The 12,594-nt window shown below is 35.1% G+C and carries 8 protein-coding genes; 5 read left to right on the top strand and 3 right to left on the bottom strand.

What is annotated here, in order from left to right; translation table 11 throughout:
• Positions 1–213 precede the first annotated feature (213 nt).
• Positions 214–2,292, top strand: coding sequence for a sensor domain-containing protein (locus CXF79_RS15845; RefSeq protein WP_101156128.1), 2,079 nt, complete (start codon positions 214–216; stop codon positions 2,290–2,292).
• A gap of 16 nt (positions 2,293–2,308) precedes the next feature.
• Here CXF79_RS15845 and CXF79_RS15840 read toward each other — a convergent pair whose 3' ends face one another.
• Positions 2,309–3,172: a mechanosensitive ion channel family protein gene (locus CXF79_RS15840; protein ID WP_101156126.1), complete on the bottom strand. Its 864-nt coding sequence runs from the start codon at positions 3,170–3,172 to the stop codon at positions 2,309–2,311.
• Between the two features lie 534 nt (positions 3,173–3,706).
• On the bottom strand, positions 3,707–5,695 hold the full coding sequence (locus CXF79_RS15835) for a methyl-accepting chemotaxis protein (protein WP_101156124.1): 1,989 nt from the start codon (positions 5,693–5,695) through the stop codon (positions 3,707–3,709).
• Between the two features lie 238 nt (positions 5,696–5,933).
• Here CXF79_RS15835 and CXF79_RS15830 point away from each other — a divergent pair, with 238 nt between their 5' ends.
• The 4 genes from CXF79_RS15830 to CXF79_RS15815 all read left to right on the top strand — a co-directional run bounded on the left by CXF79_RS15830 (position 5,934) and on the right by CXF79_RS15815 (position 11,777).
• Positions 5,934–6,488, top strand: a complete 555-nt coding sequence (locus tag CXF79_RS15830; protein WP_198560072.1) for a response regulator — start codon at positions 5,934–5,936, stop codon at positions 6,486–6,488.
• Between the two features lie 94 nt (positions 6,489–6,582).
• Positions 6,583–10,167, top strand: coding sequence for a PAS domain S-box protein (locus CXF79_RS15825; protein WP_101156120.1), 3,585 nt, complete (start codon positions 6,583–6,585; stop codon positions 10,165–10,167).
• Position 10,168: 1 nt separating this feature from the next.
• The gene (locus CXF79_RS15820; RefSeq protein ID WP_101156118.1) at positions 10,169–10,594 is read left to right on the top strand and encodes a bacteriohemerythrin; all 426 of its coding nucleotides are present in this window, start codon (positions 10,169–10,171) and stop codon (positions 10,592–10,594) included.
• Positions 10,584–11,777, top strand: a complete 1,194-nt coding sequence (locus tag CXF79_RS15815) for an EAL domain-containing protein (protein ID WP_101156115.1) — start codon at positions 10,584–10,586, stop codon at positions 11,775–11,777. Before CXF79_RS15820 ends, CXF79_RS15815 begins: the two co-directional genes overlap by 11 nt.
• A gap of 72 nt (positions 11,778–11,849) precedes the next feature.
• Here CXF79_RS15815 and CXF79_RS15810 read toward each other — a convergent pair whose 3' ends face one another.
• On the bottom strand, positions 11,850–12,569 hold the full coding sequence (locus tag CXF79_RS15810) for a cytochrome b/b6 domain-containing protein (RefSeq protein ID WP_101156113.1): 720 nt from the start codon (positions 12,567–12,569) through the stop codon (positions 11,850–11,852).
• Positions 12,570–12,594: the final 25 nt, after the last annotated feature.

The following is a 12,594-nucleotide window of genomic DNA, read 5'->3' as shown; positions in this document are numbered from 1 at the left end:
TAAATATAAGTTTCGGTGCTTTGCTAAATCGACAAAGCAGTTTCTATCTCCATTTCTAAATATTCAATTGAAATTTCCAGTTTTACACGCCAAAGGATTAGCAGGGCAGCGCTTTAATATTTTGATGTAGATTAAAAAATAATCAATTAGTTGTGCCAAATTGATTATGTAAGTCTATTATAAAAGTAAAGGAATTCTTGGATTTAGCTTAATATGAAATCAAGCAAAGCTGAAAAGGAACTAACTCATCAATATGTTCTTAATGATTCGCTTCACCAATTATTTGATGCTGTAAATATTGTTTCCGTACAGGGATATGATGAACAGCGTCGGGTAATTTATTGGAATGTCGGAAGTGAATTACTTTATGGTTACACCCAAAAAGAAGCACTAGGGCAAAAATTAGAAGATTTAATTATCCCTAAGCCCATGCGTGAGATAGTTATTGGTGCGCACAGTGATTGGCTCAAAAAAGGCATTGAAATTCCTGCTTCAGAAATCACCTTATGTCATAAAAATGGTAATGATGTAAATGTTTTTTCAAGTCATGCGCTATTTACTAATCAATATAATAAAAAGCAAATGTATTGTATTGACGTCAATTTAGCTGATGTGAAACATGCCCAATCCCAAGCACTATTTAAAGAGCATATGCTTGAGACAATTTTTAATGCAATACCTGATTTATTTTTCTTGATGGAAGTAGATGGCACTATTGTTGATTATCATACAGGTGACCAAAAGAATCTCTACGTTGCGCCACACCAGTTTATTGGTAAACGTATGACAGATATATTACCTCAGGAGGTCGTCAGTAAATTTCAAGCTCATGTTGCTAAAATATTAAAAAAAGAAGGGATGATAACTTTTGAGTATGAGTTAACTATGCCGCATGGATTGGTGCATTTTGAGGCAAGAATGAGTTATTTGCCTGAGTATAATCAAATAGTACTCATCATTCGTGATATTAGTGAACAATATAAATCTGCCGAAATAATAAGGCATCAGGCTTATTTTGATACATTAACCTCATTACCCAATCGTTTCTTAGCACTCGACCGTTTATCTCAAATGCTTACTGAAGCTGAAAGGAATAATGAAAAAATCGCAGTGCTTTTTCTTGATTTAGATGACTTTAAGAAAATTAATGATTCATTGGGTCATGAGATAGGCGATAAAGTACTCATACAATCAGCCCATAGATTAAAGCAAGTATTAAGAGAAGGAGATACTGTAGGGCGCTTGGGTGGTGATGAGTTTATTGTGCTATTACGCGGTGTAACTGAAAATCACGATGCGTTAGTTATTACTGAAAATTTACTTAAAAGTTTTAGGGAACCCTTTGTAATAGATGGTAGAGAATTAATGCTGACCTTGAGTATTGGTGTTGCCATTTCACCTGAAAATGGCCGTTGTGCTTCTGATTTGTTGAGAAATGCAGATACCGCTATGTATAAAGCAAAAGATTTAGGACGAAATACTTATTCGTTTTTTTCTAAGAAAATGAATACCATGATGCTCCGTCGTTTTGAAGTTGAAGAACAAATGCATGGGGCCTTGGAGCGTAATGAATTTGAATTATATTACCAACCTCAATTTGACGTTAAAAAACAAAAGATCACGGGGGTGGAAGCGTTGTTGCGGTGGCACAATTCTGCACTAGGTAATGTAACACCTGATGAGTTTATTCCCATTGCAGAACACACTGGGCTTATTATTCCTATTGGGCGATTTGTTATTAAGCAAGCCCTCGGTTTTTTAAATAAATGGCAAAATATTCATCAGCAAAAATTCACAATGGCAGTTAATTTATCTCCTTGCCAATTCAGAGATTCAACATTACTTGGCTTTATCAAGGATTCACTGAGTGAAACAAATGTTATTGCTGAACATCTGGAGCTTGAAATTACAGAGGGAGTATTAATGAGTGGGCAATCTCATATTCATGATGCGTTAGTTGAAATTAGTGAGTTGGGTATAAAACTATCAATGGATGATTTTGGTACAGGGTATTCATCCTTAAGCTATTTAAGACAATATGCTTTTGATGTACTGAAAATAGATCAGAGCTTTATTCGTGGTATACCGCTAAATAAGGCTGATTGTGAGTTAGTTAATACAATCATAGCAATGGCACATAGTTTAGGGCTGACAGTAGTTGCTGAAGGTGTTGAAACGAAGGAGCAACTCACGTTATTAGAGGAATTGGGATGTGACTTAGTGCAAGGGTATTATTTTAGTAAACCGATACCAGCGAAGCAGCTTCTTGATTTTTCAGTCCACTATAAATAAGGCATTAATGCCTTGGTTAATCCTTGTTTAGGATAGTAATTGAACCGTCAAGATGTACATCTCTTTGCGGGAAGGCAACAATAATATTATGCTCTTCAAATAGTTCATCTAATCTAAAACGAATGTTACTTCTCATCACTCTCAACCCCCCTTCAACATTTGACTTCATCCAAAAATTCACTTCAAATATTAAGGCGTTATCACCAAAATCTTCAAAGACAACCAGAGGTTTTGGATCAGTTAATATTCGTGACTGCTCTGTTGTTGCCTGCAAAATAAGTTCAGACACTTTTTTTGCTGACGTGCCATAAGCGACCCCAACTCTAACCGTTGATCTCATTAAGCTATCGACAAGCGTCCAGTTAATCACCGTATTTTCAATTAACTTACTATTTGGTATTAATAAATGTACGCCATCAACACGCTTTATCCGTGTTGACCGCGTGTTAATTTGCTCAACGATACCCTTTGCATCTTCAACTTCGAGAAAATCACCTATGCGAATAGGGCGCTCCCACATTAGTATCCAACCGCTAATAAAGTTATTTATAATGTTTTGTGCACCAAAACCGAAACCAATGGCGATAGCCCCCGATAAGAATGCAAAAGCAGTGATGGGCACATTGATAACGTCTAGCGTGGTGATCACTATGATCGTTATTGCCACAACATAGAATACTCGTTGCAGTAAATGAATAATATTAGGATCGGTATTTTTGGTTGTTAAGCGGTGAGTAATTATTTTTACCGACCATTTTGTCAAGAAAAAACCAATAATCAAAAAAGTGGGGACCAGCAAAATGTCGCCAATAGTGATAGGTTGCTCTGCAATTGAAGCGATAGAAATGTTTAAAAAATTTACCAGTTGTTCATATGTCATCAGACACTCCTTATAGAATAATGATCAAAATGGGTAAAAAAACTAAGAACTACTTTATATGGCTAACAAATAATTACACTTATGAGTGTTGAGTAACGTAGGTGAATTGAGTACGCCGACCTTAAATTTTGGTTTGTTCATACACTGTCTAGTCTTGCCTATTTGCATAGGTAACATTCTCTACAGATAATACCATCAATGGGGTAAGCTTAGCATTTAATGAAAAAAACTCAAAAAATACAGTTTTAACAGTGGCTTGGAGGTTAACCTTAAATATCATGTTTAGCCCCTTTAGATTTATTTTATGGGTATGTTAAAACCTTCAAAAAAAATAATTTTTTGTAGGGGGACTGACTGAATAAATAAAAGAAAATTGAGTTATTTATTGGCAGGATTTACAGTGAGAGCTTTAAGACTTGCTAATTTTCAAGCTTGGGACAATGGCTATGATATCGATTTAAGTTATGTGAAAGTTATCAATAATTTCTAGTAAATATTAATAACTTTCAACCTTTATCAATTAACGTCAAAACATTAAGATATTTTAAATATCGTCGATATATCTTGTAATGTTACAGCTAATATCGCTTGTTCTCTGGCTGTAGTGGTAATTTGAGTTGAACCTGTAGCCGATTCCATTGATTTATGTTCAATAGTGACAACATTTTTAGCGACATCTTGAGTAACCATTGCTTGCTCTTCTACCGCAACAGCAACTTGCTCGGTCATCGCAAAAATGGTACTGACTGAATGGGTGATAGCGCCTAATGTTTGTTCAACATTTTTAGAATTTTCCACTGCACTCACTGCCATTTTCTGACTTTTTTCTATCACACTATAGGCTGAGTTAGCATCTGATTGTAGCGCCGATATAAAACCTTCTATTTCACTGGTCGATTGTTGAGTTCTTTGTGCTAAAGTTCTCACTTCATCAGCAACAACTGCAAATCCACGCCCTTGTTCTCCGGCTCTTGCTGCTTCAATAGCTGCATTTAAGGCTAGTAAATTAGTTTGTTCCGCGACTGATTTAATCACATCAACCACACTAGTTATATTGTTACTACTTTCGTGAAGGCTTGTTATTCTCAACGCTAAATTATTTATTTCTTCAGCAAGAAGTTCAATTGAGTGGTAAGACTCTTGTACAACACCCGCGCCACCCTGTGCCTGCTCATCCGCTTCTTTAGCTGAATCAGCGGCTAGTTGAGTATTTCCTGCAACTTCTTTAACCGTTGCTGATAACTCTTCTATCGCAGTAGCAATAAGCGTAATCTCATCTTGTTGCTCAACTAAAGAACGTGAATTATGTTCACATGTTTGTGATGTTTCTTCTGATGCGGCTGCAAGCATTGTACTTGAAGTAGAAATTTCACTCATGGCACCAGCAAACTTTTCAAGCGTTAAATTTAATGCCGTAGAAATGAGCCCTAACTCGCTCTTACCGGTAAATTTGGCTCTAACGGTTAAATCATTTCCATCACTGACTTTTGACATAACGCAGGTAAGATCTGTCACTTGGTTATGTAGTTCTTTCAAAATATAGAAGCTAAAAATAGCAACTAACAAAAGAATCATTAATGAAGATATTAGGTAATAGATTAACGAGTTGAATGCGTTACCTTGGGTTTCTTTGGTGAGTAATAATAATGAACGTGTTAATTCATCTTCAATCTCTTTTAACACGCCAATTCTTTTAGTTGCTTGTTCAAACCAAAAAGAAGCGTCTACATTAAGGTTTTCTGAAGTAGCATTATCTATCGCTATTTTTCTTAGCTTTATCACTTCTTTAATTGAAGGGGCATTTTGTTTTTGACTAAAATAATTTTTATTTTCGTTACTCGCGAAGGCATTAAAGCTATAAAAATACGTATTTTGCTCAGAAAGAAACCGAATGAATTTCTGGTACATACCTGGATTAAACTTACCTGAAGCAAAAGTACCCGTTAATACGGCTCTCTCAATACCGGCTCTTTCTTTACCTTGAAGGAAATTATAATAGGCAACCGTTTCTTTTGTGATTTTGGCATCAGTAGAAATCGAAGAAATGATTGTTGAAACACTCAACAGTAATTCATTGGTTTTGGTATAGAAGGATAATGCATCTGATATAGGGATTGATAAACTGTCAACATTACTTCTAATTTGATTGAGCATATTTAAACGCTGATTAATATTGTCATTTAATTGTTGAACCTGCTTATTATCAAATTGATTATTTTGCCAGTAATCTAATCGTTTCCCCGCAATACTGGAGGTGTTTTGTCTCTGGCTTGGTAATTTATAGGCGAACTTCACTCCTTTTGAGCCAAGGAAACCTGCTGTCATTCCTCTTTCTTTTTGTAGCTCATGAACCAGTTCGCTGTACACAGAAGACAGTTTTGTGTACTTACTCAGTTGTTCCATTTCATTGTTGGTCGAAAGGGAAGATACAATGGCATTTAATCCGATCCCTAAAAAGCCCAATAGAGGAAAAAATAATAAAATAAAAATTTTCTTATTAAAGGATATATCTATAAGTCTCATTAGAGCCTGCTATGAATGTTTCATGTTATTTATGAAAGTAAAGTTTACGGAATAGAATCATAAAAACAATAAAAATCGCAAAAAACGCAACAAAACTTTACTGCGTTTGATTTGGATCACATTTCATCACATAAAGGGTAAAAAACTATATAAAAGCTTAAGGGCTTCTTATATGTTAGCGAATAATTATTATGCATCAACTATCAATTAAGTTATCTACATGTCATCGAAAAAGTCAGTGAAAAGCTACTTAACACCTAAAGAAGTCGCTGAATTACTTATGGTTTCTACTGCTGCGGTACGTTTGTGGGCAGAAAAAGGGAACTTAAAAGCAAGAGTCACTGCTGGCGGGCATCGTCGCTTCAAACTTGATGATATAAAAGAATTTGCGGCTAAAAAAAACATACAACTTAATATAAAAATGAGTGAAAACCCTAAAGTGTTGATTGTTGATGATGATATTCATTTTGCTGAATTTTTAAAGGCGCTGCTCAAAATAGAGATTGAAAATGTTGAAGTCGAAATTAGTTTAGATGGTTTCGATGCAGCGAACAAACTTCACGATTTTACTCCGAATATACTGTTGTTGGATCTTAAAATGCCTGGTCTCGATGGTTTTCAAGTCTGCCAAGCGGTAAAGGAAAATCCTCTTCAAAATCATATTAGGGTGATTACCATTTCTGGAAATACTAGTGAAAGTGATGCTGAAAAGCTTAAAAATATTGGTGCAGAAACTTGTTTAAATAAACCGATAGATATTCCTGTTTTACTAAAACAATTGGCTTTAAATTAATCGGTTTTATGAACATAAGTGCTTTGTGGTGATGGAAAATATATCAAAGAAGTCATAACTTTTAGATGTTTTGAGAAAAAGTAAAGGAGTACAAGTGAAACAAAAATTAAACTTAATTATGTTTGCAAGTATATTTAGCCTCGCTGTACTCGGGGGGATTTCATATTTACCTTTATTTGAATTCTTCTTAAGTATTGATGAAGGCTTTATTCCAATGGCCCCGTCAACTTCTGCTTTACTTTTAGTGACTTTTTTAGCTTTGTTTATTTGGGTTAACTGTACTCGTCAATTTTATCGTTATAAAAAGTCTATTGGCTTAATGTTATTAATAGTTTCGCTCTTTGGGCTGTTAGAAATTGTTGAATATTTCACTGGCGTTGAGCTTAATTTTGAGAGTTATATAGTGCCGAATTATGGCGATTTAAATGGTGTTCCCATCGCCAGAATGTCTCCAGTAACAGGGCTGTGCTTTTTTCTCACCAGTTGTGTTTTATTCATACTATTAAATCACAATAAAAAGAGTGACGTCAGCCATTTTATTGGTTTAATAAAAAATTCTTTCACAACACTACTATCGTTAATTTCCTTATTATTTATAGTTACTTACCTTTATCGTTCACCTGTTTTTTATAATACACAAGATATAATACCTATGGCTTTATCCACCAGTTTAGGTTTTTTATCTGTGTCTGGAGTACTCATAGTAAATGATAATAAAAATTATTTTATGAAAACATTTACTCACTTGTCACCCTCTACCGCTTTGATTCGTTTTATTACTCCTTTTACGGTATTCAGTGTTTTTATAACAGGACTTGTTCAGCACTTTATGTTTGCAGTCAGTTCAGTAAATAATTCTATTTTTTTATCGACGACCATTCTTATATTATTTGCGGTAATTTGTGGTTTTATAGCCATGCTGGTCACTAAAAAATTGATGTCTTTTCAAGATGAAAGTAATAAAAATCTACATCAATATAAATCTATGGTGACTTTATCTTCAGGCATGCAAGCGTTGCTTGATGATAAATTTGTTTATTTAGCGGTGAACCAAGCTTATGCAGAAAAACTTAATTTAACCATTGATCAGGTTATAGGTAAGCATCCTCGTGATATTTATAGTAAAGGTTATTTTGAGTCAGAGCTTAAAGTTTACAGTGAGCGTTGTTTAGCAGGAGAAATTATTAAGTTAGAAAAGTGGATGAGATCCTCTTCGGGTCAGGCATGGTTTATCGATATAGAAATGTCGCCCTATTATCAAAATGACGGTAATATTTATGGTGTTATGGTAAATGCGCGTGATATTACCGAACTAAAGCACTATCAAGACAACCTCGAGAAATCAAAGCTTGTTATTGAAAATAGTAGAGTTATTGCTTTTCGCTGGAAGCCCGACTGCTCAGTAGAACATGTATCAAGCAATGTTGATTTATTGGGGGTTAAGGCAAGTGATTTACTCTCGGGGAAAACTAAATATACCGATATGGTGCATCCGCAAGATTTAGCTCGTGTGATGCAAGAAGTTAGGTCTTTTACTGAAAAAGGTGTAAAACAATTTATTCATGAATACCGTATTGTTTCTCCTTCAGGAGCAATGTATTGGGTTGAAGATAGAACAACCATTGAACGAGGTGAAGATAATAACGTTACTTTTTATCAAGGTATTGTTATTGATATAACAGAAAAAAAACAAGTAGAACTTAAATTAAAGCAATCGAATGCAATCATACAAAATGTTATTAATTCAACACCAGATTTAATTTTTGCTAAGAATACAGAACATCAATATATTTTAGCGAATAATGCTTTTGCCCACTCTTTAAAGCAATCATCGCAGTCATTAATTGGAAAAACGGATCAACAGTTTAATTATACCGACGAGCAAATAAATAACTTCAAAATGCAAGATGAGAAAGTCTTGCATGGGAGCTGTGTTATTACGCCAAGCCGTCGACCGCTTGATGGCAATAAAGTACTTGAGACCTCAAAGTTTCCCTTAAGAAATGAAAATGGTGATATTGGTGGAGTGATAGGGATTGGTCATGATGTGACTGAACATATTGCTAATCTTGCTAAAATATCTAAACAACAAAAGGAGTTATCGCAAACACTTGACGCAATATTTGATGCGGTTATTACCATTGATGAATCAGGTTTAATACTGAGTTGTAATAGGGCGACAGAACTCATGTTTGGTTATGCAGCAGAGGAATTAGTTGGCAACAATGTTAGTTTACTTATGCCTGAAAAGTTAGCTGCCCAACATGATGAATACATTAATAATTACTTGTTAACCGGTGAAAATCAAATAATAGGAAGAGGTCGAGAGCTTGTCGGTAAAAATAAAGATCAGAAGGCATTTCCTTTACATTTAACCATTGCTGAGCTCCCTAAAAATAAAGATGAGCGAAAACGATTTGTCGGGGTTTGTCATGATTTATCAAAGACGAAACAGCATGAAAAACTGCTAAATAGAACTCAAAAGATGGAAGCGCTTGGGCAACTTACCGGTGGTATTGCTCATGATTATAACAATATGCTCGGCGTTATTATTGGCTATAGTGATATTTTAAAAACCCAGCTAAAAGATCAACCTGGATTGCTTAATTTTGTCGAACAAATCCATCAAGCGGGCGATAGAGGAGCCCAACTCACCCGTAAATTACTTTCTTTCTCTCGTCAAACACCTGATGCGAGTCAAGAGTCAGACATCAATCGGCTTATTAAAAATAATAAAGACGTACTGCGCAAGACTCTATTGTCGGTTGATTTAAGGCTCAACCTTGATGATGCAATTCACAAGATTAATATTGATCGGAACTCTTTTGAAGATGCACTATTAAATATGGCAATTAATGCAATGCATGCCATGCCCCATGGTGGAGTATTGAACTTATCCACTTGTGAAGTAGAGTTATCAAAAGAACAAGCAGCTAACTTTAATATTGAACAGGGGAAGTACGTACAGTTATCGATTGAAGATAATGGTGAAGGGATGAGTAAATCGATACAAGATAAAATTTTTGAACCTTTCTTTTCTACCAAAGGAGATCAGGGCTCAGGGCTTGGTCTTGCACAAGTCTATGGATTCATTAAATCCTCTATGGGCGCTATTAATGTGTATTCAGAGCTAGGATCAGGAACAAGGTTTTCACTTTATTTACCCATACCTAAACAAGATTATAAAGCAGAAAATAAAGTAGAAGATAAAGAGGATCAATCGAGTGTTTTTGGGAATGAAACCATTCTTGTTGTCGACGATGAACCTCAACTTCGTGCTTTAGCTCAAACAATTTTAGCCGCCAAAGGTTACCGAGTGTTAGCCGCAACAAATGGGATAGAGGCGTTAGCTGTATTAGAAGAAAATTCAATAGACTTGATGTTTTCAGACATTATTATGCCTAAAATGAACGGTTATATTTTGGTTGAAAAAGCGCAAAAACTGTATCCAGAATTGAAGATATTATTAGCGAGTGGCTTTCAAGGTAATCAAATTGATAACAACATCATTTTGGATGAACCTATCATAGCTAAACCTTACGAGAACAAATGTTTACTTCGTATCATCAGGGAGTGCCTAGATAAACAAGATGCTAAGATTATTCAAGGGAGTAATCAAAATAACAACCTAATCGTCCCCAAAAGCTCACCAATAAAAAAGAATAATATGGACGAATGAAATGAGCATTGATGATGGCGGCGAACTCGATGAAGACCATAAGTTTATGTTTTCTTTACTCAATCGTTGTCAAGAATTGTTAGAAGAGCAAGATGATCACCAATCTGCACAAGCAATTATTACTGAGATAGTGCAATACACTCAAGACCATTTTGTTAACGAAGAATTATTGATGAATAACATCAACTATCCCTATGCTAAAAATCATTGTGAGGTTCACCGCATGATTGCTAAACAATTAAGCAAAAAGGTTTTAATCTGTTCAGACAACGAAATTCTAAGATGGCTAATTACCGATATGAGCACTTGGCTAGTTGAACATATCATGGAAATGGATAAACCTTTGCATAAGTATATTTTGAAACACAAAGAGCAAGTAGGCAGCGGTTTAAAAGGAAATACCGAGGGTTATATGTATGATGAATAGAGTTTTTATAGTCGATGATGATACCTTAACGTGCAATTTACTTAAAACTATCGTTGAGCCTATTTTTGGAAATGTTGAAACATTTCAGCATCCACGCGCATTTTTAACGTTAAGCTTGAACAAGCAAGATATTATTATATTAGACTTAATGATGCCTGATATGGATGGCATTGAAGTGATTCGTCACTTAGCAGAGCATAAATCACCGGCAAGTTTGATTTTAATCAGTGGTTACGATAGTGGTGTATTGCACTCGGCTGAAACATTAGCGCTAAGTTGTGGCCTGAATGTTATTAACACTTTTACCAAACCAATTAATACCGAGGTATTGACGTGCTTTTTGACCTCTCTGTCGAATAGGCAGGCACAAAGAGAACTTGTTAGCTTCAATAATGATAAAGCAAATCAAGGCACGTTTGACTTCATTCCAACGGAACAAGACTTACGTGAAGCGATTGATAAAAAACAGCTAATATTATATTACCAGCCACAAATTAATATGAAAACCGAATGTCTCCATGGCGCAGAAGTACTTGTTCGTTGGTTACACCCTAAGTTTGGATTGATTTACCCTGATAAATTCATTGCACTCGCAGAGCAAACTGGCTTAATTGAACAGCTTTCTGAAGAAGTAATCCATTTAGCGATCAAACAAAGTGTCCATTGGCAAAAACTAAATAGAGCGACTCGATTATCTATTAATATATCTGCACAAAACATCACCAGCTTGAAACTGCCTGAGCAGCTAAGAATGCTGGTTAAAAAGTATGAAATTGACCCATCTATGATCGTTTTAGAATTAACAGAGAGTGCATTAATGGATAGTGAAGTGACTTCATTAGATATTTTTACTCGTTTTAGATTAAAGGGCTTTCAACTATCCATTGATGATTTTGGTACGGGATACTCATCATTATCACAGTTACACAAAATACCTTTTACCGAATTAAAAATTGACCAATCGTTCGTTACTAATATGAAGCAAGAAAAGGAAAGCATGGCAATTGTCGAAACCTGCATTATGTTAGCGCATAAGCTTAATATGGAAGCGGTTGCTGAAGGTATTGAAGATAAAGAAACATGGGATTTATTATCGGCCGAAGGGTGTGACATAGCTCAAGGGTACTATATCGCCAGACCTATGCCTGCGGATCAATTTGATAAATGGCAGTTTAACGAATAATTAGTTTGATATGCCCACTATGTTAATTCTTCGATTTTTGTAGTGAGCATCGTCAATATTTACTTGCCATGTCTAGTGATCAGTTGGCTCATCTTTAGGGAGATACTTATAACCATTGAACATCGCAGAAACAATAGCGCTTCGTTCTCGTCTTTCAGCAACAATGACTCCGATAATATGCAATGGAATGAGAAATAAAAGACAGTAAAAAGAATACACATGCGCGGTAATAAAGGGTTTTCGAAAATCTCTCATTGCTTGATAAGAGGCTTCATCGATATTTTCTTTTGAATAAGGTTTTATCACCGCTAAATTGTCTTTATCAATAGCTATGCTCTGGATGAAATAGTTACCAAAGGGGGGATAATAAATATCAGTACCAGCGATGACAAGGCCTGAAATCATTTGAACACTCATGAATGATAACAGCGCTAATACCATCAGTTTACCTGCTGGGTTATGCCCCTTGTACGTTAATCTTTTTTGTTGGGTAAACTCAATTAACTCCTCAGTAAAACCTTTGTTAAAAGGTAACATCTTGCCCCATTTTTCATATGTTTTACCCATAAAAGCAATGATTAAACGGAAAATTAAATTTGTAGCAAAAACATAACCAACAATCACGTGTATTGTTTTTAATAATATTTTTCCGTCAGTGCTTACACCAAAAAGTTTGCCATTTAATATGACAACACCGATAACAATCAGCAATAAAATGGCAATAACATTTATCCAATGAAAAATTCTAATTTTACCACTCCATACGAAAACCTGTTCTCTTTTGATATTCATATCGACCTCTCTTTTATTTTTTACA

Origin of the sequence: Colwellia sp. Bg11-28 (assembly GCF_002836245.1) — a bacterium.
Taxonomy (GTDB): domain Bacteria; phylum Pseudomonadota; class Gammaproteobacteria; order Enterobacterales; family Alteromonadaceae; genus Colwellia; species Colwellia psychrerythraea_A.
This window is presented reverse-complemented; position numbering and strand designations above follow the sequence as displayed.

Excerpts from the sequence above, each read along its gene's own strand:
- CXF79_RS15840 (WP_101156126.1), bottom strand. The coding sequence starts at position 3,172 with ATGACATATGAACAACTGGTAAATTTTTTAAACATTTCTATCGCTTCA.
- CXF79_RS15835 (WP_101156124.1), bottom strand. The coding sequence starts at position 5,695 with ATGAGACTTATAGATATATCCTTTAATAAGAAAATTTTTATTTTATTA.
- CXF79_RS15815 (WP_101156115.1), top strand. The coding sequence starts at position 10,584 with ATGATGAATAGAGTTTTTATAGTCGATGATGATACCTTAACGTGCAAT.
- CXF79_RS15820 (WP_101156118.1), top strand. The coding sequence starts at position 10,169 with ATGAGCATTGATGATGGCGGCGAACTCGATGAAGACCATAAGTTTATG.
- CXF79_RS15845 (WP_101156128.1), top strand. The coding sequence starts at position 214 with ATGAAATCAAGCAAAGCTGAAAAGGAACTAACTCATCAATATGTTCTT.
- CXF79_RS15810 (WP_101156113.1), bottom strand. The coding sequence starts at position 12,569 with ATGAATATCAAAAGAGAACAGGTTTTCGTATGGAGTGGTAAAATTAGA.